19 protein-coding genes are annotated in these 23,389 nt (G+C 73.0%); 1 reads left to right on the top strand and 18 read right to left on the bottom strand.

The window, feature by feature from the left end:
- The 3 genes from LIP_RS07320 to LIP_RS07310 form a co-directional block, all read right to left on the bottom strand.
- Complete coding sequence (locus LIP_RS07320) at positions 1 to 873, bottom strand: YicC/YloC family endoribonuclease (protein WP_082726597.1); 873 nt, start codon at positions 871 to 873, stop codon at positions 1 to 3.
- Positions 874 to 951: 78 nt separating this feature from the next.
- The gene (locus LIP_RS07315; RefSeq protein WP_068136258.1) at positions 952 to 3,735 is read right to left on the bottom strand and encodes a cation-translocating P-type ATPase; all 2,784 of its coding nucleotides are present in this window, start codon (positions 3,733 to 3,735) and stop codon (positions 952 to 954) included.
- A gap of 125 nt (positions 3,736 to 3,860) precedes the next feature.
- Positions 3,861 to 4,595 (bottom strand): tetratricopeptide repeat protein, encoded by a 735-nt coding sequence (locus LIP_RS07310; protein WP_068136255.1) that lies wholly within the window; start codon positions 4,593 to 4,595, stop codon positions 3,861 to 3,863.
- 166 nt (positions 4,596 to 4,761) lie between these two features.
- Between LIP_RS07310 and LIP_RS07305 the strand changes: the two genes are divergently transcribed.
- On the top strand, positions 4,762 to 6,576 hold the full coding sequence (locus LIP_RS07305; RefSeq protein WP_068136250.1) for an Rqc2 family fibronectin-binding protein: 1,815 nt from the start codon (positions 4,762 to 4,764) through the stop codon (positions 6,574 to 6,576).
- Here LIP_RS07305 and LIP_RS07300 read toward each other — a convergent pair.
- From LIP_RS07300 to LIP_RS07230, 15 genes are all read right to left on the bottom strand, one after another.
- Positions 6,524 to 7,141 (bottom strand): GNAT family N-acetyltransferase, encoded by a 618-nt coding sequence (locus LIP_RS07300; RefSeq protein ID WP_068136246.1) that lies wholly within the window; start codon positions 7,139 to 7,141, stop codon positions 6,524 to 6,526. The two genes, LIP_RS07305 and LIP_RS07300, sit on opposite strands and share 53 nt — an antisense overlap.
- A 70-nt stretch (positions 7,142 to 7,211) precedes the next feature.
- Positions 7,212 to 7,949, bottom strand: coding sequence for a ribose-phosphate diphosphokinase (locus tag LIP_RS07295; RefSeq protein WP_173652450.1), 738 nt, complete (start codon positions 7,947 to 7,949; stop codon positions 7,212 to 7,214).
- Positions 7,946 to 9,322, bottom strand: coding sequence for a phosphoribosylamine--glycine ligase (gene purD / locus LIP_RS07290; protein ID WP_068136240.1), 1,377 nt, complete (start codon positions 9,320 to 9,322; stop codon positions 7,946 to 7,948). Before purD ends, LIP_RS07295 begins: the two co-directional genes overlap by 4 nt.
- Positions 9,323 to 9,334: 12 nt before the next feature.
- On the bottom strand, positions 9,335 to 10,987 hold the full coding sequence (purH, locus tag LIP_RS07285) for a bifunctional phosphoribosylaminoimidazolecarboxamide formyltransferase/IMP cyclohydrolase (protein ID WP_068136237.1): 1,653 nt from the start codon (positions 10,985 to 10,987) through the stop codon (positions 9,335 to 9,337).
- A gap of 4 nt (positions 10,988 to 10,991) precedes the next feature.
- A complete protein-coding gene (gene purN / locus LIP_RS07280) occupies positions 10,992 to 11,696 on the bottom strand; it encodes a phosphoribosylglycinamide formyltransferase (protein ID WP_198409769.1) in 705 nt (234 codons plus the stop codon).
- The gene (purM, locus tag LIP_RS07275) at positions 11,693 to 12,766 is read right to left on the bottom strand and encodes a phosphoribosylformylglycinamidine cyclo-ligase (RefSeq protein ID WP_068136233.1); all 1,074 of its coding nucleotides are present in this window, start codon (positions 12,764 to 12,766) and stop codon (positions 11,693 to 11,695) included. Before purM ends, purN begins: the two co-directional genes overlap by 4 nt.
- A gap of 83 nt (positions 12,767 to 12,849) precedes the next feature.
- Positions 12,850 to 16,665, bottom strand: coding sequence for a phosphoribosylformylglycinamidine synthase subunit PurL (gene purL / locus LIP_RS07270; protein ID WP_068136230.1), 3,816 nt, complete (start codon positions 16,663 to 16,665; stop codon positions 12,850 to 12,852).
- A 14-nt stretch (positions 16,666 to 16,679) separates the two neighbouring features.
- On the bottom strand, positions 16,680 to 17,384 hold the full coding sequence (gene purQ / locus LIP_RS07265; protein ID WP_068136227.1) for a phosphoribosylformylglycinamidine synthase subunit PurQ: 705 nt from the start codon (positions 17,382 to 17,384) through the stop codon (positions 16,680 to 16,682).
- Positions 17,381 to 17,692 carry a phosphoribosylformylglycinamidine synthase subunit PurS gene (purS, locus tag LIP_RS07260; RefSeq protein ID WP_144440384.1) on the bottom strand — a complete coding sequence of 104 codons (312 nt, stop codon included), beginning with the start codon at positions 17,690 to 17,692 and terminating at the stop codon, positions 17,381 to 17,383. The genes purQ and purS overlap by 4 nt, the downstream gene beginning before the upstream one ends.
- On the bottom strand, positions 17,689 to 18,474 hold the full coding sequence (gene purC, locus LIP_RS07255) for a phosphoribosylaminoimidazolesuccinocarboxamide synthase (RefSeq protein ID WP_068136224.1): 786 nt from the start codon (positions 18,472 to 18,474) through the stop codon (positions 17,689 to 17,691). Before purC ends, purS begins: the two co-directional genes overlap by 4 nt.
- A gap of 64 nt (positions 18,475 to 18,538) precedes the next feature.
- Complete coding sequence (locus LIP_RS07250) at positions 18,539 to 19,972, bottom strand: lyase family protein (protein WP_198409768.1); 1,434 nt, start codon at positions 19,970 to 19,972, stop codon at positions 18,539 to 18,541.
- A gap of 118 nt (positions 19,973 to 20,090) precedes the next feature.
- The gene (purE, locus tag LIP_RS07245) at positions 20,091 to 20,630 is read right to left on the bottom strand and encodes a 5-(carboxyamino)imidazole ribonucleotide mutase (RefSeq protein ID WP_068136220.1); all 540 of its coding nucleotides are present in this window, start codon (positions 20,628 to 20,630) and stop codon (positions 20,091 to 20,093) included.
- A gap of 90 nt (positions 20,631 to 20,720) precedes the next feature.
- Positions 20,721 to 21,791, bottom strand: a complete 1,071-nt coding sequence (carA, locus tag LIP_RS07240) for a glutamine-hydrolyzing carbamoyl-phosphate synthase small subunit (protein WP_068141699.1) — start codon at positions 21,789 to 21,791, stop codon at positions 20,721 to 20,723.
- 35 nt (positions 21,792 to 21,826) lie between these two features.
- Positions 21,827 to 22,015 (bottom strand): hypothetical protein, encoded by a 189-nt coding sequence (locus tag LIP_RS19525; protein ID WP_068136217.1) that lies wholly within the window; start codon positions 22,013 to 22,015, stop codon positions 21,827 to 21,829.
- Between the two features lie 48 nt (positions 22,016 to 22,063).
- Positions 22,064 to 23,374: a solute carrier family 23 protein gene (locus tag LIP_RS07230; protein WP_082726002.1), complete on the bottom strand. Its 1,311-nt coding sequence runs from the start codon at positions 23,372 to 23,374 to the stop codon at positions 22,064 to 22,066.
- Between the last annotated feature and the right edge of the window lie 15 nt (positions 23,375 to 23,389).

Below are 23,389 nucleotides of genomic sequence, written 5' to 3'. Positions count from 1 at the left end.
TCATTCCAGGTTCTGGACCTGCTCCCGCATCCGCTCCAGCTCCGTCTTGACGTCCACCACCCAGCCGGCGATCTGGGCGTCCTGAGCCTTGGAACCCGCGGTGTTGGTCTCCCGCAGCAGCTCCTGCAGGAGGAAGTCGAGCCTGCGGCCCACCGCGCCGCCCTCGGCCAGGTAGCGGCGGAACTGGGACAGGTGGCTGCCGGCCCGCACCAGCTCCTCGGCAATGTCCACCCGCTCCGCGAAGAGCACGACCTCCGCCTCCAACCGGCCCGGTTCCAGGTCCCCCCTCGCGAGCAACCCTTCCACCCGGTCGGCCAGGCGCGCCCGGTAACCCTCCACCATTCGGGGCGCCTGCTCCTGCATCCTGCCCACCAACGCCGCAATCCGTTCCAGGCGTTCCCGCACATCCTGCCCCAAGCGCTCGCCCTCGCGCCGCCGCATCTCGATCAGCCGGTCCAGCGCCTCGTCCAGCACCGGCTGCAGCTCCCTCCACAGGAGGTCCAGGTCCGGTGGCGCCTCGTTCACGGTCAGAACCCCCGGCTGCTGGAGCAGGAAGTCCAGGGAGGCGTCGCCCTCGCTCCCCGCCACCTGGCGGATCGCCTCCCGGTACGCCCGCAGCAAGGTATGATTCACCCGCACCGACGCCGGCTGGCCGCCCACGGCCGCCTGAGCGTCCCCCGCCCGCAGGTCGACGGTGACCTCCACCCGCCCGCGCGCCAGCCGCCCTGCCACCCGCTCCCGCACCGGCGGCTCCAGCCCCGACAGCGGGTGCGGGAGGCGCACGCTCAGGTCCAGGTACCGGTGGTTGACCGAACGGATCTCCACCTGGAACCCCGTCTCCCCCGCGACGCCCGCCCGTCCGAAGCCCGTCATGCTGTGCAACGCCAGGCCGCCTCACCTCTGTCCGGTATTATAGCACACTCGTGCGACGTGTGGGGCCGTCTTGCTCGCTCAGGTCTTCCTGAGGGCCGCTACGCCGATCCCACGGGCTCTCCTTACCCCGGAACCTGCCGCACGCCCCACGTGGCGCGCCACGTCCCACAGGGTGGGCCACGAGGCCGCGAGCAGCACCCCGGCCCAGGCGTCCGCGGGAAGCGGCACCGTGCCCAGCACGGATCGCAGGATCGGCACGTGGAGGGCTGCCGTCTGGGCGAGCCACGAAAGCCACACGGCCCCCAGGAGCCACGGGTTGCTCCGCAGCGGGCGCTCCAGGGGGTCCTGCACCTCCGATCGGGCCGAGAAGACGTAGAAGAGCTGGGCGGCCACCAGCGAGGTGAAGGCCGCGGTGCGGGCGGTGGCCAGGTCGGCGCCCCGGGCCAGCATCCAGACGAAGACGCCCAGGGCGCTGGCGCCGATCGCGGCCCCCCGGCGCAGGAGCTGCCACCCCAGGCCTCCGGCCAGGACCCCGTCGCCCGCCCGGCGAAGCGGCCGGTCCATGACCCCGGGCGCCGGCGGGTCCATCCCCAGCGCGACGGCCGGGAGCCCGTCGGTGACCAGGTTCATCCACAGGATCTGCAGCGGCGTGAGGGGCAGCGGCAAGGCCAGCAGCGTGGCCGCCAGCATGGTGAGCACCTCGCCCGCGTTGCAGCCCAGGAGGTAGCGCATGAAGGTGCGGACGTTCTGGAAGAGGCCCCGCCCCTCCTCCACCGCGGCCAGGATGGTACCGAAACGATCGTCGGTCAGGACCACCGAGGCCGCCTCCCGGGTCACCTCCGCGCCGCAACGGCCCATGGCGATGCCCACATCGGCCTCCTTCACCGCGGCCGCGTCGTTCACGCCGTCGCCGGTCATGGCCACTGGCTCGCCTCGGGCCTTGAGCGCCCGCACGAGCTGCACCTTGTGCCGGGGCGAGACCCGGGCGAAGACGGAGCGCTCCCCCACCACCCGAGCCAGCTCCCTCTCGTCCATCCGGTCCAGGGTACGGCCGGTGACCGCCGCCTCGCCCGGGCCCGCGATTCCCAGCGCCCGGGCGATGGCCTCGGCGGTACGCGGGTGGTCGCCGGTGATCATGAGGGTCCTGATGCCCGCCCGGCGGGCTCGCTCCAGGTCTCGCTCCACGCCCTCCCGGGGCGGGTCGTGCATGCCCACCAACCCCAGGAGAATCAGCTCCGACTCGGCTCCCTCCTGATCGGGCACCTCCCCCGGCCTCAGCGGCCTGTAAGCCAGGGCCAGGACCCTGAGCGCCTCCGCGCTGAGGGCCTCCGCCCGCTCCAGCCACCGCCGTCGCCCTGGCTCCCCCAGGAGTACAGGACCTCCCCGCTGCTCCACCCGCGAGCAGCGCGCGACCACCGCCTCCGGTGCCCCCTTGCAGAGGACCACCCATTCCCGGCCGTCCACCGCCACCACCACCGACATGCGCTTCCGGTCGGCATCGAAGGGGAACTCGGCCTGCTGCTCGACGCGGTCCGCCCAGGCCTCCCGCGGCCGGCCCGTCTTCCGGCCCAGGACGAGAAGGGCGATCTCGGTGGGATCGCCCCATACCTCGCTCGCGGCCGGCCGCACCGCCCTCCGTTGCCTTCCGGGCGCCCTCGGAGGAGGACCCGGCATCGGAGCAGGCAGGCGCGCCCGGTTGCAGAGCACCGCCGCCTGCAGGAGGCGCTCCAGACCCGCCGTCGCCCGGAGCTCCGCGGGACGGCCGCGTTCGAGCAGCTCCCCCGTCGCGCCGTAGCCGCTGCCGGTAACCGCCAGGCTGGTGTGGGCCAGCTCCACTCGGATGACCGTCATCTCGTTCCGGGTCAGGGTGCCCGTCTTGTCCGCGCAGATCGCGGTGATGGACCCCAGCGTCTCCACCGCGGGCAACCGGCGCACGATGCACGATCGCCGGATCATCCGTTGCACGCCCAGGGCCAGCGCCACCGTCACCGCAGCGGGCAGCCCTTCGGGGATCACCGCCACCGCCAGGGAGACACCTGTGAGGAACATCCCGTACGCGGGCAGCCCCCGAGCCAGCCCCACCAGGTACACCAGGCTCACCAGCCCCACGGAGACGCCCACCAGCACCCGCCCCAACTCCTGCATCCGCCGCTGCAGCGGGGTCGACTCGGGCCCCGCGCGCCCGATGAGCGCGGCGATCTCACCCATCTCGGTGCGCGGGCCCGTGGCGACCACCACCGCCTCGGCCCGCCCCCGGGTGATCATGGTGCCCATGAAGAGCATGTTGACCCGCTCGGCCACGTCCTCGTCGCCCCGGCCGATCCAGGCGGCCCGCTTCTCCACGGGGACGGACTCGCCCGTGAGGAGGGACTCGTCCACCTCCAGCCCCCACGCCTCCAGCAGGCGCAGGTCCGCAGGCACCCGATCGCCCGCCTCCACCTGCACCCGATCGCCCGGCACCAGCTCCGCCGAGGGCACCCACAGTACCCTCCCCTGGCGCACCACCCGGGCCTGGGGCGCTGCGAGCTCCTTCAGCGCCTCCAGCGAGCGTTCGGCCCGAACCTCCTGCACGAACCCCAGCACGGTGTTGAGCACCATGATGGCCACGATCGCCGCGGCGTCAGCCCCCTCGCCGAGGGCCCAGCTCACCGCCGCTGCCAGCCCCAGCACCGCCATCATCAGGTCCTTCACCTGGCGCAGCAGGATCGCCCAGGGGCCAGGGGGCTTCTCGGTTTCGATCCGGTTGGGTCCGTCCTTGGCCAGGCGGCGGGCCGCCTCACCCGGGCTCAGCCCGTGCACGACGTCTGCCCTGAGCTGGGTCAGGAGCTGATCCAGTGGGGTGGCGTGAAAGGCGCGGTTCACGAAGAACCCTCCCGGTGGGTGTCGGCATCGCACGCGATGGGTCGTCCACCGGCTGCGGCCGGCGCGACGGATCCACCAGGAGGCTTATGCCTGGGGCGGGCGGGACATGCCCCAAGCGCCCGGCATCACGGAGTCGAGGAGGGCGGCACGGACCGGGCCAGGGTGGGGTCGAGGAGGGCGGCGCGGCTGTAGGCGTGGGAGGCCTTGGCCTTCTCGTCCAGGCGCTCGTAGGCGCGCCCCAGCTCCAGGTGCATCTCGGCGGACCAGGGATCCACCCTCACGCCCTCTTCGAGCACTTGCCGGGCGTCCTGCCACTGCTCAAGCCGTGCGTGCGCCTGACCCTCCCGCAGGTAGGCGGCGGCCAGGTCGGGGGAGGCGGTGCGGGCCGCCTTCAAGGCTTCAATGGCCTCCCTCGGCCGCCCCTGGGCCAGCAGGGCCTCCCCCAGGGTGAGCTGGGCCAGGGCCAGGTTCGGGGCGGCGCTGAGAGCCCTGCGGGCCATCTGTTCGGCTTCCAGGGGGAGGCTGCGCTCCAGGAGGAGCCGGCTGAGGAGCGCCTCCAGGTGCGGGCGGGTGGCCGCCGGGGCCTGGGCGAGCAGCTCCTCCAGGACGGCCCCGGCCTGCTCGAACCGCCCGCCGGCCCAGCGCATGAGCCCCAGCATCAGACGTGCCTCGGTATCCGAGGGGTCCTGGGCGGCCGCCTCCACCATCTGCTCGCCCGCCTGGGTCCAGCCCCGGGCGTAAGAGTCCAATCCCGGCAGGAAGGAGGGCTGGGCTGCGGCCACCAGGGGTGCCAGGAGCGTCGCCAGCCCCGCGAGCCACACCATCCACCGTGCCGTCCACGCACCCCGGCCTCGCCGCATCGGCCCCACCTCTTCAGGCAGGCTTCGCCGCCGCAGGGCGGGCTCCTGCTGGGGGCGATCAGAACCTCTGCCCGCGGCTCAGGTGGGCCTGGGCGAGGTTCATCGACTGCCCCTCCCCTTCCGTCCCTCACCGCGCCCGGGTATCATGGAGCCCGGAGGGATCCCTATGCCCATGGACGGCCTCTTCCTGGCGGCGGTCCGCCACGAGCTGGAGCAACGGCTCACGGGCGGCCACGTTCAGAAGATCTTCCAGCCCACGCCCCGCAGCGTCCTCTTCCACGTGCGCACCCCCGGCGAGAGCCACCTCCTCTTGGCCAGCGCGGAGGCGGGCGTGGCCCGTCTCCAGCGGACCGAGCTGGACCAGCCCCACCCGCCCGTCCCCCCGGCCTTCTGCATGCTCCTGCGCAAACACCTGGAGGGGAGCCGCCTCTTCGGGGCCCGCCAGCGGGGCCTGGAGCGGGTGGTGGCCCTGCGCTTCGAGCGGGGCCCCAGGGGCGAGGCCCAGGTCCTCGAGCTGATGGTGGAGCTGACGGGCCGGCACGCCAACCTGGTGCTGGTGGACGCAGACGGGACGATCCTCGGCGCCCTGGTGCGCATGGCACCCGGCGAGGCGGCCCGCCCTCTGGTGCCTGGGGCCCGCTACGAGCCACCCCCCTCGGAGGGGAAGCAGGATCCGAGCTCCCTGAGCCCCGACGCGTTGCCCGGGCTCCTGCCCGCGGGCCGCTCCGTGGCCGACGGCCTCTTCCGCAGCCTGGAGGGCTTCTCCCCCATCTCGGCCCGGCGCCTCGCCCGCGAAGCCGGCCTGGACGCCGAGGTCTCCGCCGGCCAGCTGGATACCGCCGGCTGGACCCGCCTGATGGAGCGGTTCTCAGCCTGGCAGGCCGCTCTGGCCGGGGAGCGGTTCGCCCCTTGCCTGGACCCCGAGGCCGACCGCCCTCAGGAGCGTTTCTGGCCCTTCCCGCCCGGTGCCGACCCGTGCGAGCCCTTTCCGTCGGCCGGCGCCTTGCTGGACCATGTTTTCGGGGAACGCCAGGAGGCGGATCGCCTGGGCAAGCTGCGGGACCCCCTGGCCCGGACCGTGCAAACCCTGCTTCGGCGGGCGCAGAGGAAGGCGGAGAAACAGGAGGCGGAGCTGGCTGAGGGCCGGGAGGACCTGGAGCAGCGGGTGGTGGGCGAGCTCCTCACCGCCAACCTCCACCGGATCCCAGCCGGGGCGAGGGAGGTGGAGGTGGAGGACTACGCCCAGGACCCGCCCGTTCCCCGCCGCATCGCCCTGGACCCCCGGCTCTCCCCCTCCGAGAACGCCCAGCGGGCCTTCGAACGGTACGCGCGGGCCAAGCGCCGCCTGGACCGGACGGGCGAGGAGCTCGAGCACTCCCGCGCCGAGGTCGCCTACCTGGAGAGCCTCGCCTTCCACCTGGAGGCGGCCGACTCCGAGGAGACCCTGCGGGAGCTCGCAGCGGAGATGGAGCGGCAGGGGTACCGGATTCCGCAGGGGCTCCGGCCCGAGCCGGGCCGGGCGAAGGGCCGGGGTCCCGGGAAGGGGACCAAGGGCGCGAAGGCAGCCCGGGGGGGATCAGGCCGGGCGGTCGGCAGTGACGGAGCCTCCCACCCCCTCCGCTACCGGTCTTCGGAGGGCATCGAGATCCTGGTCGGGCGGAACCACCTGCAGAACGACCGGCTCACCATGGACCTGGCCCGTCCCGACGAGTGGTGGCTCCACGCCCGCCAGCTCCCTGGGGCCCACGTGCTTCTCCGCACCACCGCGGATCCGCCCCCGCGTCGCTCGCTGGAGGAGGCGGCCCTGCTTGCGGCCCACTTCAGCAAGGCCCGCCACTCGAGCCACGTGCCCGTGGACGTGGCCCGGCGGCGCCACGTGCGCAAGTACAAGGGGGCAAGGCCCGGTCAGGTGCTCTACGACCCGGCCTTCACCCTGGAGGTGACACCTCAGGAGGACCGGCTGCCCCCGCCGGTGGAGTGAGCGCGGCCGGAGCCAGCTCGAGGCCCACGTGCCGCCACCGGTCCGTCTCTCGGACGGTGACGAAGCCGGCTCGATCGAAGAGGGAGGCGGGGCCCATCCACAGTTCGCCAGGCTCCACCTGTCCCTCCAACTTCCGGGGAAAGGCTTCCACGGCCCGCACCCCGCGCCGCCGCAAGTCCGCCAGCACCAGCCGGAGGAAGGTGTGCATCAACCCCTGCCCCATGGCCTCCTGGCGGATGCCGAAACAGGTGAAGGCGTAGACGTCCTCCGTCGGATCCAGGCCGAAGCTCCGGCAGAGCTTGGGCCACCGGGACCGGGGCCCTACCCGGCACCACGCGAGCGGCTCTTCCTGACGGTAGAGGAGGTAGCCATCATACTGACCCTGGGCCCAAAGGCGTTCCCGCAGATCGCGGTTCTCCTCCTCGGTGCGCGCCTCCCAACCCTCCCAGGTGGGCACCTCCCACGCGACGCACCAGCACCAGCCATGGGGCGGCGTAACGAGGAGCTGGCGGAGGTCATTCAGCGTTTCCGGTCCGATGGCTCGTACCTGCAAAGCCTCGCCCACGGGCCGTCTTCTCCCTCCATCCCGAGCATCCGGCCGGATCGGCCGGGCCCGATGCAGGGCCGTTGCCGAGCTACTCGAACAGAGCGCTAACCGATTGCCCTGTATGGATGCGCCTGATGGTCTCGGCGAGCAGGGGCGTCACGGAGAGCACAGTCAGGGCGTTCCACCGCTTCGACGACGGGACGGGCACCGTATCGGTCACCACGAGCTCACGAATGGGCGCCTTGGACAGACGTTCCACGGCGGAGCCGGACAGAACGGCGTGGGTGCACGCGGCGTAGACTTCGGCAGCGCCGAGCCCCAGGAGAAGGGCTGTAGCTTCCAGCAGGGTCGTCCCCTGATCGACCTCTTCGTCGAAGAGAATCACCCGCTGGCCCCGCACCTCCCCGACCACCGCAGTGGCTCTCACGCTGGAGGTCGTGGGGGAGCGCCGCTTGTCCACGAAGGCCGCAGGCGCCCCAAGGCGCTCGGCGAACCGCTGTGCCCGCTTGACGGCGCCAGGGTCAGGAGCAACCACCACAGGGTCGGACCGGACGTACGGGTAGTAGGGGAGGCCCGCAGTGATGCGTCGAGCCGACGCGCGGCGCAGGGCATCGAACATGATGAGGAGCTCGACGAGAGCTTCGTCAACGGGAGGGGCGGAGGTCTGGACGACGAACACGTCGGTCTCCCGGACGTTTTCAAGGACCCGAACGAACGTGTTGTCGTTGCTGAACGTGAAGATGTCGGCCGGGCCCGGGTCGACGCCCAGGTGTCGGCAGATGGCGGCGGTCAGCTCCTGCGTGGCACGTCCACCGAAGACCTTCACGGATGAGGCCTCCTGAGAAATCGTAGGTCTGCGCCGGGCCTCACCGCAATGTCTCGACGATAGACCGCCCCCGGCCAGCGGACCTCCTCCACCAGCCCGTACGCCTCCGATCGAGCTTGGTCCAGGTCCTCCCCGAAGCCTACGGCGGTGAGCACCCGACCCCCGCCGCTCACCAGGCGGTCGCCCTTGGTGCGGGTCGCCCCGTGGAAGAGCAGGCGCTTGGGGACCTCCGGCGGCCCGTACGCCTGCCCGGCGGCTCCGGTAGCCGCCCGGATCGTTCCGGCGTTCCTAAACGCCTCCGCGGCCTGCAGCGGCGCCCCCTCCTGGGGGTCGTCGGGGTAGCCGGCGTCGGCCAGAACCACACCCACCGCCGTCTCCGGCGAGAGCCGGGCCGTCCCCCCGTCCAGCTCTCCGGTGGCCGCCCTCCAGAAGAGCTCCAGCAGGTCCTCCTCGAGCCGCGGCAGGAGCACCTGCGCCTCGGGATCCCCTAGGCGGGCGTTGAATTCCACTACCTTCGGCCCTTCCCGGGTGAGCATCAACCCCGCGTAGAGGACGCCCCGGTAGGGGGTCCCCCGCTCCTCGAGGGCGGCCAGCGCCGGGCGGACGATCCGCTCCAGGATCTCCTCCTCCAGCCCCCCGGGGGCCAACCCTGGCAGGGAGACGGCACCCATACCGCCGGTGTTCGGGCCCCGGTCCCCTTCCATGAGGCGCTTGTGGTCCCGGGCCGCCCCCAGTCGGAGCACGCCCCGGCCGTCGGTGAGGACGAAGTAGGAGAGCTCCTCTCCCTCCAGGCATTCCTCCAGCAGCACCCGCCGCCCCGCCTCGCCGAAGCGGCCGCGGCTCATGACCTCCTCCAGGAAGGCGCGCGCCTCGGCCCGCTCCCGGCAGACCCGCACCCCCTTGCCGCTCGCGAGCCCGTCGGCCTTCACCACCAGGGGCAGGGCCCACGTCGCCAGGGCGCCCAGGGCATCCTCCAGGGAATCGAAGGCCCGGGCCCGGGCGGTGGGCACGCCCGCCTCCGCCATCACCTCTTTGGCGAAGCCCTTGCTGCTCTCGATACGGGCCGCGGCCTGGCTCGGGCCCAGGCAGGGCACGCCCCGCTCCGCCAGGCGGTCGGCCAGGCCCTGGGCCAGGGGCGCCTCAGGGCCGACCACCACCAGGTCCACACCGTGTTCCTCGGCCCAACGGGCCACGCCCTCCACCCCATCCTGGGGCCAGGGAACCCGCCGGGCCACCTCCTCCAGCCCAGGGTTTCCCGGCAGGGCGTAGAGCTCGCCCAGCCTAGGGCTCCGGCGGAGCGTCCACCCGATGGCGTGTTCCCTGGACCCGGATCCCACCAGGAGCACCCGGCGGGCACCGTTCTTCGCAGGCATCGCTCGGCCCCCTCAGGCGTGCCGGAAGTGGCGCATCCCCGTCAGGAGCATGGGGATCCCTGCCCGATCGGCCTCTTCGATCGACTCCTCGTCCCGCTTGGAGCCGCCGGGCTGGACGATGGCCCGGATCCCTGCCTTCGCCGCCGCCTGCACCACGTCGGGGAAGGGGAAGAAGCCGTCGGAAGCCAGCACCGCCCCCGCCGCCCGCAGGTCTCCCCCGGGGACCCGGGCCCGGGCCCGTTCCAGCGCCTGCAGCGCGGCGTCGATGCGGTTCACCTGCCCCGCCCCGATCCCCAGGCTCTGCCCGCCCGCGGCCACCACCACCGCGTTGGAGATGCACCCCCGGGCCACCTGCCAGGCCAGGCGCAGGTCCGGCAGCAAGGCGGGGTCCAGCTCGGCGCGCGTCACCCGCTGCCACTCCGATGGGGCCGCATCGGCCACGTCCGCCGCCTGGACCAGGTACCCGCCCCAGACGGGCCGCACCTCCCAGTCCGCTTCAGGCTCGGCAGCGGCCTCGCCGGAGCCCGCGGCGCCCGACAGGTCCAGAAGACGCAGGTTCTTCTTGTGCCCCAGGACCCCCAGTGCCTCGGGGGTGTAGCCGGGGGCCGCCACCACCTCCAGGAAGACGGGGTCCATGAGCCGGGCTGTCGCCCCGTCCACGCACCGGTTGACGGCGACGATCCCTCCGAAGATGGAGACCGGGTCCGCCTCGTACGCCTTCCGGAAGGCCTCCTCCAGGGTCCCGGCCACCCCGGCGCCGCAGGGGCTGGTGTGCTTGACCGCCACCGCCGCCGCCTGGCCCGGCGCCGCGGCCGCCACGTGGTCCAGGATCCGCCAGGCCGACGAGGCGTCGTTCAGGTTGTTGAAGGAGAGCTCTCTCCCCTGGAGGAGTCGCGCGGCCGCGAGCCCCCGGGACGGACCGGGCGGGTGGTAGAAGGCCGCCGCCTGGTGGGGGTTCTCGCCGTACCGCAGGGGCGAGACGCGGACCAGCCGGAGCGAGAACGCTTCGGGGAAGCGCTCGGCTCCTTCCGGTGCCCCCGCACCCGCCCCGGAGGACTCCGGGGCGCCTGCCGTCGCGGTCGAGGGCGCGCCCACAGGTCGCCCCGCCAGGTACGCGGCAATGCGGCGGTCGTAGGCCGAGGTGCGCTCCAGGGCCTCGGCCGCCAGCAGGCGGCGGTAGCCGGGGTCCAGGGCGCCTTCCTCAAGCCGGCGCAGGAACTCCGAGTACTGATCGGGCCTCGAGAGGACCACCACGTGGGGGAATCCCTTGGCCGCCGCCCGCAGCAGGCTCACCCCGCCGATGTCGATCAGCTCCAGGGCTTCGTCCAGCGGGGTACCCTCGCCCACCTGCTCCACGAAGGGGTAGAGGTTGACGCAGACCAGGTCGATGGGACGTGCGCCCACAGCCTGGAGGTCTGCCGCCTCCGAAGGGTCCCGCCGGGAGAGGATGCCCGCGTAGACCGCCGGGTGGAGGCTCTTCACCCGGCCTCCCAGCACCTCGGGCGCCCCCGTCGCCTGGGAGAGCTCGGTCACGGGAAGGCCCGCCTCCCGCAGGTGGGCCGCGGTCCCGCCCGTGGAGACGAGCTCCACCCCCCGCCGGTGGAGGGCTTCCGCCAGCTCCGCCAGCCCCTCCTTGGACCAGACGCTGATCAAGGCACGCTCCACGTCCTCAGGCCTCCTTCGTCGCTTCCCCGCCGGCCCGGATCACCCGCCGGCCCGTGAGCCGGAAGCCGCCCCGCACGTAGAGGCGGATCGCCTCGGGGTAGAGCCGGTGCTCCTCTTCGAGAATCCGTTGCGAGAGCTCCTCCACCGTGGCCCCTTCGTGCACCTCCACCGCCCGTTGGAGCAGGATGGGGCCGTGGTCCACCTGCTCGTCCACCAGGTGGACGGTGCAACCCGTAACCTTCACCCCGTACGCCAGCGCCTGAGCCTGAGCGTCCTTTCCAGGGAAGGCGGGCAGGAGCGAGGGGTGAATGTTCAGGATCCGGTTCGGGTGGCGGCGAACCAGCCACGCCGGCAGGAGGCGCATGAACCCCGCCAGGCAGATGAGCCGGCAGCCGGCCGCCCCCAGGGCCCCATCCGCTTCCTCGAAGAAGGCGTCGCGGCCCTCCCGGCCGGGCCATGGCCGGCTCCAGGTGGCCGCGCCCGCCGCCCTGGCGATCTCCAGTGCCGGCGCCTCAGGCCGGTCCGAGAGGACCAGCGCCACCTCGGCGCCCAGGTCCCCCCTGGCCTGGGCCTCCAGGATGGAGCGGAGGTTGCTGCCCCGGCCCGAGACGAAGACAGCCAGGGGCACCGGACGCGGTCCCGCTTCCAGGGTCATGCTCTCGGTGGCGAGGGCTGCGTCCTGAGAGTAGCCCGCGTCCGGCGCGCTCACGGGGCTCCCTCCCAGCGGACGCCCTCACCCTCCACCACGTGCCCCACCCGGTAGGCCGGCTCGCCCCGGCCTGCCAGGAAGGCTTCGGTCGCGGCCACCGCCTCGGGGGCCACCACCAGGATCATCCCCAGCCCCAGGTTGAAGGTGGACCGCATCGTCTCCTGGCTCAGCTCGCCCGCCGCCTGCAGGAGGTCGAAGACGGGCGGCACCGGCCAGCTTCCCACCTCCAGCCGGGCACCCAGGCCCGGGGGCAGCACCCGGGGCAGGTTCTCGGGCACCCCGCCCCCCGAGACGTTGGCCACCGCCTTCAGCTCCACCTGCCGCCAGAGGTTGAGCACCGTCTCCACGTAGATGCGGGTGGGGCGCAGGAGCTCCTCCCCGAGGCTTCCCTCCAGACCGGGGGCGGGGGCGGCCAGGTCCAGTCCCGCCTCCTCCACCACCCTGCGGACCAGGGAGAAACCGCTCGCGTGGAGCCCCGACGAGGGGAGTGCCAGCAGCACGTCGCCCGGGCGGATGCGGGTCGGGTCGGGGGGCGCCGATTCCTGCACCCCCACTGCGAAGCCCACCAGGTCGTAGCTGCCGGGCCGGTAGACGCCGGGCATCTCGGCCGTCTCGCCGCCCAGCAACACGCAGCCCGCCTGCCGGCAGCCTTCGGTCACGCCGTGCACCAGCGCCTCCACCTCCAGGGGGTCGATGCGCCCGCCGCCGATGTAGTCCAGGAAGAAGAGGGGGCGCGCCCGCTGGCAGAGGAGGTCGTTGACGCAGTAGGCCACCGCATCGATGCCCACCGTCTCCAGCCGTCCCATCCGTTCGGCCACCAGCATCTTGGTACCCACGCCATCGGCCCCCGCGGCCAGGACGACGTCCCCGGCACGGCCGGCCGCCTTCCCGGGCCCCGGCCCATCGCCTGGTCCCGTGCCCGCCAGCCGGTAGAGCCCCGCGAATCCCCCGACGCCCGCGATCACGTTTCCGTCGTAGGTGGATCGGGCAAGCCGTCCGATCCGGCGCACCGCCTCGTAGCCGGCCTCCAGGTCCACCCCCGCGTCGCGGTAGGTCCGTGTCCTGCCCACGTCGCCCGCCTCCCCTGGTCTGCTGGGGCCGCCGCTCCCGCGCCCCTCTCCTTGCATCTCGCCGCCTTCTCCCGCTCCGCCCATCACCGGGCCGCCCCCAGCGGGTATGCCTCGCCCAGCTGAAGACGGCTTACGGGGTACCTTCCCGTGAAGCAGGCGGCGCAGTGACCGGCGGGCTGGTCTCCGTCGACCAGCCGGTCGCCCACGGCCCGAGCCAGACCCGAAAGCGACAGGTAGCGGAGGCTGTCGGCCCCGATGAACTGCCGCACCTCTTCCACCCCGCGCCGGGAGGCGATCAGCTCCGCGTCGCTGGGGGTGTCGATCCCGTAGAGGCAGGGGTACCGGTAGGGCGGGGAGGCCACGTAGAGGTGGACCTCCCGGGCGCCCGCCCGCCGGAGCATCTCCACCATCTGCCGGCTGGTGGTCCCCCGCACCACCGAGTCGTCCACCAGGATCACCCGCTTGCCCCCCACCACCTCAGGGATCGCCCGCAGCTTCACCTGCACCTGGTGGCGCCGGACCTCGGGGTCCGGCTGAATGAAGGTGCGGCCGATGTACGCGTTCTTGAGGAAGCCCAGCTCGAAGGGAAGGCCCGACGCCTGCGCCACCCCCAGCGCCGCCGGGGTGCCGGAATCGGGTGCGGGAACCACCACGTCGGCCTGCACCGGATGCTCCCGCCAGAGCTCCCGCCCGATCCGCTGCCGGGCGCGGTAGACGCTCTGGCCGGCGTAGCGCGAGTCCGGCCGGGAAAGGTAGACCCACTCGAAGAGGCAAAACCGGGGCGCCTCCGGCGAGGCGAACCGCGTCCTGAGCGGAGCCGCCTCCCCACCCCCCGGCCGCACCCAGACCACCTCGCCTGGGGCAACCTCGTCCACCACCTGGGCGCCCATCGCCTCCACCGCGCACGACTCCGACGCCGCCACCCACCCCGTGGGCCCGCGCCCCAGCACCAGCGGCCGGATCCCCAGCGGGTCCCGAAGGGCGAAGAGCCCGTGGGGCGAGAGGATCACCAGGGCGAAGGCGCCCCGCACCTGCCGCGCGGTGGCCACCACCGCCTCCAGGAGCGTGGCCGCGGGCGAGGCGGCGAGGAGCCGGGCGAAGCGGCGACTGTCGCTCTCGCCCGAGCGGAACCCATCAGCGGAGGCGACCGGCCCCTCCTCCAGGAGCTGCCCGTTGTGGGCCAGGGCCACGTCGCCGAACCGGGTCCGGGCCAGGAAGGGTTGGGCGTTCTCCAGGCTCGAGGCCCCTGCCGTGGAGTAGCGCACGTGGCCCACCAGCCCGGGCGATCGGGCTCGGTCGAGTTCCCTCCGAGCCGGGGACCCCTGGGCGAAGACCTCGTTCACCCGGCCCATCCCCTTGGCCACCCGCACCTCCCCGGCCTCCAGGTAGCCCACGCCTGCGCTCTCCTCGCCCCGGTGCTGGAGCGCGAGCATCGCCAGCAGCAGGGCAGACGACGAGGCCGAGGTTCCCGGGTCGCACCAGGCGCCCACCACGCCGCACTCCTCCCGAAGCCGGTCGCCCGCCATGTTCGCGGGTGCTTCCGCCTCGCCCGCCCGCCATGCGGCCAGCTCCGCGAGGGGCAGCACCAACCGGGTCGTGAGCCCTCCGGGCGCGCAGACCGCGGCGCCCGCCCAGGTGAGGTCCACACGGTCGCCGCCGGACCGGCCCAGGACCGTCACCGCCACGCGCTCCTCGCGGGCCAGGTTCAGGAGCCGGTGCAGGGCTTGAGGGTCCGCGCCCACCAGCGCCCGGCCGGGTAGCTCGCCGAAAAGGGTAGGCACGTCGCCCCGGGGCAGGCGGATCCGGGCCCCCACGCCTCCGGCCAGGGCGGCCTCGACGAGGCCCGCGGCCAGCCCGCCTTGGGAGAGGTCGTGGGCCGAGCGCAGCAACCCTTCCCGGCTTGCCCGCACCAGCCAGCGCACGGCACCTCGCACCGACCCCAGGTCCAGATGGGGCCCGTCGTCCGCGACCCGGCCGTTCCGGAAGCTGCCGGAGAGGGCATCCTCGCCGTCCGGGGCGGGTGGCTCCTCGAACCCCACCACCTCGGCCCACAGGCTGCCGCCGGGATCGGGGGAGGGCTCCCCCGCCAAGAGCAGGAGGCTTCCCTCCTGCAGGCCCATGGGAAGCCGCTCTTCCACCCGGGGAAGCCAGCCCACCAAACCAACCACGGGGGTGGGCGGGATCGCCTGGCGCCCGACGCGGACGTTGCCCCCCGGGTCGGCCGCCCGGCCCGTCTCGTTGTAAAGGCTCACGTTTCCGCTCACCACCGGCAGGCCCAGGGCCCGGCAGCCGTCGGCCAGGCCTTCCACCACGTCCGCGAGCTGCTGGTAGACCTGCGGATCCTCGGGGCTTCCCAGGTTGAGCCCGTCGGTGACCGCCAAGGGTTCCGCGCCGGCACAGGCGACGCTGGTGGCCGCCTCGGCCACCACCCAGGCCGCCCCCTGCCGGGGGTCCCGGAGGCATCGCCGCCCGTCGCTCTGCAGGGTGAGGGCCAGCCCCACCGGGCTAGCGGGCACCCGCAGCACGGCCGCGTCGGCCCCGGGTCCCGTCACCGTCCGCAGGCCCACCTGGTGGTCGTAGCGCTGGAAGACGTTCTCCCGGGGCCCCAGCTCCGGGTGCGCCAGCAGCCGGCGCAGCTGCTCCCGGGCCGCCGAGGCCTCCAGCACCGGCCACGGGGCCGCGGGCGCGGAACGATGCCCTCCGCCCGGCGGGGCCTGAGGTCGCGGGTCCGGGGGGCGGTAGCGGGGCGTCTCGTCCACCAGCACGCGCAGGGGCAAGCGGGTCCGGCGGCGATCCCGATGGGTGACGATGAGGTCGCCCCCCGGCACCAGGCGCCCCACTTCGCCCGCCTCCAGCTCCCACTTCCGGGCGACCGCCTCCACCGCCGGCCCGTCCTCGGGGCGGCAGAGGATGAGCATCCGCTCCTGGGACTCGGAGAGCATCAGCGCCTCGGCGTCCAGCCCTTCCTCCCGCACGGGCACCCGGTCCAGGAAGAGCTCCAGCCCCCGCCCCAGCCGGTGGGCCAGCTCCGAGGCGGCACTGGTCAGCCCCGCGGCCCCCAGGTCCTGAGCGGCCAGGGCCAGATCCTGGTCAAAGATCTCGAGACAAGCCTCGATCAGCCCCTTCTCCAGGAGGGGATCCCCCACCTGAACGGCGGGGCGGCTCTCCCAGTCGGAGCCACTGAGGGTACGGGAGGCGAAGGTGGCACCGCCCAGGCCGTCCCGCCCGGTGGCGGCCCCGATGAGCCAGACGCGGGCGTCCTCCAGGGCCGGGCCCGAGGGGGGCCGGCGCAGGCGGTCGACGGGCACCAGGCCGGCGGCCATCACGTTCACCAGCGGGTTGCCCCGGTACCCCGGGTGAACGTGGAGCTCGCCGCCCACCGTCGGCACTCCCACCGCGTTCCCGTAGGAGGAGATGCCCGCCACCACGCCCTCCATCAGGTACTGCTGCTGGCGCTCCTCCAGCGGCCCGAAGTGGAGGGAGTCGAGCACCGCCACGGGGCGCGCTCCGGTGGCCAGCACGTCCCGCAGGATGCCGCCCACTCCCGTAGCCGCACCCTGCACGGGCTCCACGGCCGACGGATGGTTGTGCGACTCCACCTTGAAGCTCACCGCCCACCCGTCCCCCAGCTCCACCAGGCCCGCGTCCTGGCTCCACCCCTCCAGCACCCGGGTGCGGCTGCCCGCGAGCGGTGCCCGGGGGAGCCGGCGCAGGGCCAGGCGCGAGTGTTTGTACCCGCAGTGCTCGGACCAGAGCGCCGCCACCAGCGCGAGCTCGAGCTGGTTGGGCACCCGCCCCAGCACCCGCAAGAGGTGGCGCATCTCGTCGTCGCTCAGGCCCCGGGCCTGCCAGGAACGGGGCCGCCGGGTCGCGGCGCGGGCCACGGCCATGGAGTGCATGAACACGCCTCCCTTCACGCGGTGGTCGTCGAAAGGATCCTCCGCTCCAGCGAGCGCCAGATCCAAAGACCGTCGGAGCCCCCCATCAGGGGCTCGCTCGCCCGCTCCGGGTGGGGCATCATGCCCAGGATCCGGCCGTCCTCGCTGCAGATGCCTGCCACGTTCCCCACCGAGCCGTTGAAGTTCGCCTCCGGCACGGGGCGTCCCAGGGCGTCCACGTAGCGGAAGACGACCTGTCCCCTGTCCTCCATCCGCTCGAGCTCGCCGGGCGAAACGTGGTAGGCGCCCTCGAAGTGGGCCACGGGGAGCTCCAGCAGCTGGCCCGGGGCTGCGGCGGCGGTGAAGGGGGTCTCGATGCGTTCCACCCGGATGTGGGCGGTGTGACAGTGGAAGCGAAGGTCCTTGTTGGGGCGCAGGGTGCCGGGCAAGAGCCCCGCCTCGCACAGGATCTGAAAGCCGTTGCAGATGCCCAGGACAAGCCCGCCGCCCGCCGCATGGCGGCGCACCGCCTCCAGGACGGGCGAGCGGGCGGCGATGGCGCCGGCCCGCAAGTAGTCGCCGAAGGAGAAGCCGCCGGGCAGGACCACCAGCTCGGCCCCTCCCAGTTCCTGGGAGCGGTGCCAGACGGGGAAGGCCTCCCACCCCAGCACCCGCTCCAGCACCCAGAGGGTGTCGTGGTCGCAGTTGGAGCCCGGGAAGCGGACGACCGCGGCCCTCATCGGGCCCCAGCCCCGAGGGTGGTGTTGGCCGCCGCGCCGGATCCGTTCCGGCCGGGCGTCTCGGCAAGCTCCATACGGTAACTCTCGGTCGACGGGTTCACCAGGAGCACCCGGACCATCTCCTCCACCTGCCGCCGGGCCTCGGAGGCGTCGGGCGCCTCCACCTCCAGGGTGATCTCCTTGCCCACCCGGACCGCCTGCACCGAGGCGAAGCCCAGCTGCTCCAGCGCCCGACGGGTGGCCGCACCCTGGGGGTCCAGCACGCCCGGCCGCGGCTCCACGTGGAGCACCAGCCGGAACCTACTCACCGGCCGCCGCCCCCCATGCCGGCGGAAGACGCCACCCGCCCCGTCGCCCCCGCCTCCACCCGGCGGAGCATCTCCTGGTACGCCTCCTCCACCTGGCCCAGGTCCTGGCGGAAGCGGTCCTTGTCCAGCTTGCGGCCCGTGCCGGCCTCCCAGAAGCGGCAGGTGTCGGGCGAGAGCTCGTCGGCCAGCAGGATCCGCCCGTCCGCCCGTCCGAACTCCAGCTTGAAGTCCACCAGCACGATACGGAGCTGCTGGAAGAAGGCCTGAAGGACGCCGTTCACCTGCAGGGCCAGCTCCCTCAAGCGAACGACCTCCTCCTCACGGGCCGCGCCCAGGAGCCCGGCGTGCTCGGGGTAGACCAGGGGGTCGTCGAGCGCATCACTCTTGTAGTAAAACTCCACCAGGGGCGGGTCGATGGGCCTTCCCTCGGGCAGGCCCAGCCTGCGGCTGAGGCTTCCGGTGGTGAGGTTCCGCACCACCACCTCCAGCGGGATGATCTCCACCGCCCGCACCAGCATCTGGCCGGGTCCCACCTCTTCCAGGAGGTGCGTCTCCACCCCGTGCTCCTCCAGCAAGCGGAAGAGCAGGCTCGAGATGCGGCTGTTCACGATGCCCTTGGACTCGATCTGCCCCCGCTTCTTGCCGTTGAAGGCGGTCGCGTCGTCCTTGAAGCGCACCAGGTACCGGTCGCCCTCCGGAGACCGGTAGAGCCGCTTCGCCTTGCCCTCGTAGGCAAAGGTCCAGCCCGCAAACCTGCCCTGCGTCAGAATCTGCTCGTCCATCGTCCCACCCCTCCCGGTTCGCCCCCACGCCTGTGTGGGGGTCGCGTGACGCCGGTCGCGTAGCTCAGGCCGGGGCCTTCCACCCGGCCATCCTGGACCGCCAGCGGGCCGCCACCGCCCGGGCCCGCTCCTCGGCCCGCCCCCGGTAGCCACCCGGTTCCCGCAAGAACGCCCGCTCCTCGTCCGAAAGCGCCGCCACCACCTGGTCCAGCCGGGGATCGCCCGCCCGGGCCGCCTCGAGCGCCTCGAGAGGATCGAGCCCATCCTCCCGCACCCGGGCCGCCAGGAGCCGCGCGGCCTCGTGGGCCGCCGGGTGGCCGTGCTTCGCCAGCAACACGTAGAGGGGCTCCGCCACCCAGAGAGCGCGCTCCAGCTCAAGGTTGGAGGCCATGCGGGCCCGGTCCACCCGCAGGCGGCGGGAGAGGCCGATGAGCCGGCCGGCCGCCTCGGAGAGGGCCACGAGGAGCTCCACCAGGAAGCGGGAGGAGGCCGAGTTGGTCAGGTCGCGCTGGTGCTCGGAGATCTGATCGAGGTAGACCGAGGTCATGCGGGGCGCATACGCCTTCCAGAGGCTCTTGACGTGCTCGAAGTTCCAAGGGTTCCGCTTGTGCGGCATGGTGGAGGAGCCCACCTGCCCGGCCTCCACGGCCTCGGCCACCTCCGCGATCTCGCTTCGCTGCAGGTGGCGCATGTCGTCGGCGAAGTTGGCGAGCACCCCCAGGGTGCTGGTGAGGCCGTGGAAGAGGTCCACGTACGGCTCGGGCGGCAGGATCTGCGTCGCCACCGGGGCGGGCTCGAGGCCCAGGCGCGCCAGCACCCGGCGCTCCAGCTCCTCGGGATCCGGAACCAGCAGGCTGAGCGCGTTGTAGGCGCCCACGGCGCCCGTGAGCTTCCCCACCAGGCGGTCGCGCGCCTCGCGCAACCGCTCGATCCGCTCGCCCAGCCGCTCCACATAGAGCGCGACCGCGAAACCGAAGGTGACCGGCACCGCGTGCTGCCCGTGGGTGCGGCCGATCTGGGGCGTGGCCGCCTCCCGCTCGGCCAGATCCACCCACAGCCCCAGGAGCTCCTGGAGCTGGGGGAGCAGGAACCCGTCCAGGCTCTCCCGGTACTGGAGGCTGCGGGCGGTCTCGGTGATGTCGGCCGAGGTGGCCCCCAGGTGGATCCAGGGTGCCAGGTCCAGCCCGGCTTCCCGGGCGAGGCAGTTCACCAGGGCCCGGATGTTGTGACGGGTGCGCTCCTCTTCCCGGGCCACGGCTTCAGGCGTCACCCGCTCGCTCGCGGCCGCCACCCGCTCGCCCGCCCCGGCAGGCGCCACCCCCGCCTCCTCCAGCCCTGCCACCAGCGCCGCCTCCACCCGCAGCTGGAGGCGCAGAAAAGCCGCCTCCGAAAGGTGGCGGCTCCAGGCATGGTAGAGCTCCGGATTCCCCACGGCGTACCGGTGGTCCCAGGGGCTCACGCTTTCAAATGGGCTCGCGACCAGGTCTTCGAAGGACACGCGGCGCACCTCCGGCGGTGGTGGGGAACGTTCGCCATCGGCGACTTTACGGCCGTATCGTACACCACCTCACCGGGCGCGTCAACCCATTTCGCGAACAATCCCCCCAGGATTACATCTAACGTTCGTGTTCTGCTTGCCCTGCGGGCTCTTCCGCCACGGGCTGCCCGGGGGCTCCGCCCGACACCTCCCGGTCCGCCTCGAGGACCGCGTCGCGCTGGCGGCGCTGGTAGCTTTCGAGCCGCCCGGCGAGCTCCGCGTCTTCCAGGGCCAGGATCCGGACGGCCTGCAGGGCGGCGTTGGTGCCCGAGTCGATGCCCACGGTCCCCACGGGCACGCCGGGAGGCATCTGGGCCATGGCCAGGAGCGCCTCGATGCCCTGGAGCGGCCCGGCGGAGACGGGCAGGCCCACCACCGGCAGGGTGGTCTCGGCCGCCAGCGCACCCGGCAGGGCCGCGGCCAGCCCTGCGGCGGCCACGATCACCCGGATCCCCCGTTCCCGGGCCGAGCGGCCGTAGGCCGCCACCTCCGCCGGCGTCCGGTGCGCCGAAAGCACCCGCAGCTCGTAGGAGACGCCGAAGTCCTCCAGGGTGTTCCGGGCCCGCTCCACCCGGGGCAGATCCGACCGGCTGCCCACAACGATCGCGACTTTCGCCACATCGCTTCCCTCCGGTTCACCCCCACGCGCGTGGGGACCACGATCAGCTCTGCCTACGAGGCGTGGACTCCTTGGCCCCGGCCTGCCGGGCTACCCGGCCATGGCCTGCACGAAGCGGTCGAAGAGGACGTGGGAGTCCTCGGGCCCGGGCGCCCCCTCGGGGTGATACTGGACCGCGAAGAGCGGGTAGCGCCGGTGCATGATCCCTTCCACGGTGCCGTCGTTCAGGTGCCGGTGGGTCACCACCAGGTCCGGGTCGTCCCAGCTGCCCTCTTCCACCGCGTAGCCGTGGTTCTGGGTCGTCACCGCCACCTGGCCCGTCACCAGGTCCTGCACCGGATGGTTCCCGCCCCGGTGGCCGTACTTGAGCTTGAAGGTACGGGCCCCCAGGGCCTGGGCCAGCACCTGCTCACCCAGGCAGATCCCGAAGAGCGGCACGCGACCCACCAGCGCCCGGGCGGTGGCGACCGCCGGACCCAGCTCGGCCGGGTCGCCGGGCCCGTTGGAGAAGAGCACGCCGTCGGGCCGATGGACCAGGATCGCCTCGGGCCCGCTGAAGGGCGGCACCACCACCACCCCCGCGCCCCGCTTCAGCAGGAGCTGGCTGATCCGCCGCTTGGCCCCCAGGTCGACCGCCACCACCCGCGGGGATCCGTCCCCCAGGCGGACGGGCTCCTTCACCGTCGCCTCCTCGACCAGCCGGTTCGTGGGCGGCATGCGGAAGGCGGTTGCCTCAGCCTTGAGCTCCTCGGGGTCCGCGGCTCCCGTGGCCAGCACCCCGCGGAGCGTTCCCTCCTCCCGCAGCAGGCGCGTGAGGGCCCGAGTGTCCACCCCGGCCAGGGCCACCACGCCGTGCTCCCTGAGGAAAGTGGCCAGCCCCTCGTCGCTCCGCCAGCTCGACGGACGCTCGGTCAGGCGGTGGACCACCAGCCCTTCCACCTGGGGCGCGTCGGCTTCGAGATCGTCCGCGGTGGCCCCGTAGTTGCCGATGAGCGGGTAGGTCATGGCCAGGATCTGGCCCCGATACGAGGGGTCCGTCAGCATCTCCTGGTATCCCGTCATCCCCGTGTTGAAGACCACCTCGCCCGAGCGGCGCCCCTCGGCGCCCACCGCCTCCCCCCGGAAGACGGCCCCGTTCTCCAGCACCAGCCAACCTTCCACCCGCTCCACCTCCAGACGGGGCCCGGCCTGCACGCTCACACCCCGCCGGCCGCGGCCCTCTCCGTCCAACGCCTGATGAGCTTTTCGTAGTGCCCCCGCTTCCAGGCCGCCGCCAGCGTCGCCCGCAGGTCCAGGTCCAGGTCCGGATCCGGCGCTTCCAGTGCCTGGCCCCATCCTAAACCAGCGAACGGGCCGGTGGCAATGGGCTGCGCCTGCATCGCCACCGGCCGTCGATCACGTTGCGTGCAGCGGGTCAGGTCGCGGACGCGACGCTACGCGCCCTCGGACGCCTCACGCGCCGACCGGGCCCGGGCTTCGTCGGGTTCGGCTCGCTCCGCCTCCCCCGCCCCTTCCCGCGCCCCGCCTGGCATGGGGAGCAGCAGGTTGAGGATGACGCCCACGATGGCCGCAAGCCCCATGCCGCTCAGCTCGCCGATCTTGGCGCCGCCGATGCCCAGCACCAGCACCACCGAGCTGATGAGCAGGTTCCGCGTCTGGCTGAAGTCGATGCCGCTCTCCACCAGGGTGCGGATGCCGCTGGAGGCGATGACGCCGAAGAGCATGATGGTCACGCCGCCCATGACCGGCGCCGGGATGGTCTGGATGGCCGCCCCCAGCTTGGGCACGAAGGCCAGCACCGTGGCGAAGCTCGCTGCCAGGCCGATGACCCACACCGAGTACACTTTGGTGATGGCGATCACGCCGATGTTTTCGCCGTAGGTGGTGTTGGGCGGCCCGCCCAGGAGGCCCGCCAGGGCCGTGGCCAGCCCGTCGCCCATCAGGGTCCGCTGGAGGCCGGGCTTCTTGTAGAAGTTCTTCCCCACCACCCGGCCCAGCACCAGCACGTCGCCCAGGTGCTCGGCCAGGGTAACCGCCGCCACCGGCAAGAAAACGGCCACCGCGCTCCAGGAGAAGGCCGGCGCGGTGAAGGCCGGCAGCCCGATCCAGGCGGCCTCACGCAGAGCGGTGAGGTCCACCGCGCCCCGCAGCAGCGCGAAGACATAGCCCGAGACGATGCCCAGGAGGATGGGGATCACTGCGAAGAAGCCCCGCAGGAAGGCCGCGGCCGCCACCGCCGAGAGCAGCGTGAAGAACGCGATCTGGATGTCCGTGTCGAAGAGGCTCACCGCCTCCTTGCTGAGGCCCGCCATCTGCACGCCTACCGGCGCCAGCCCGAGCCCGATCACCACGATGAGGGAGCCCACCAGGACCGGCGGCAGGACCCGGTCCAGCCAGCCCACGCCCACCAGGCGGATGATCCCGGCGACCACAGCGTAGAGGAGACCCACCGCGACCGCGCCGCCCAGGGCGTACGCCGGGCCCGACGCGGCCGACACAGCCAGGATGGGAGCGATGAAGGCGAAGGACGAGCCCAGGTACGCCGGCACCTGACCGCCGGTGATGAGGATGAAGAGCAGGGTGCCCAGACCGCTGGTGAGCAAGGCCACGGACGGGTTCAGACCGGTGAGGATGGGCACCAGCACCGTCGCCCCGAACATGGCGAAAAGGTGCTGCAGCCCCAGGGGGATCATCTGCACCGCGGGGGGACGATCGCCCACGCGTAACCGCACGTTCTCGGACATGGTCTTCCTCCTACC

Source organism: Limnochorda pilosa (assembly GCF_001544015.1).
GTDB lineage: Bacteria > Bacillota > Limnochordia > Limnochordales > Limnochordaceae > Limnochorda > Limnochorda pilosa.
This window is presented reverse-complemented; position numbering and strand designations above follow the sequence as displayed.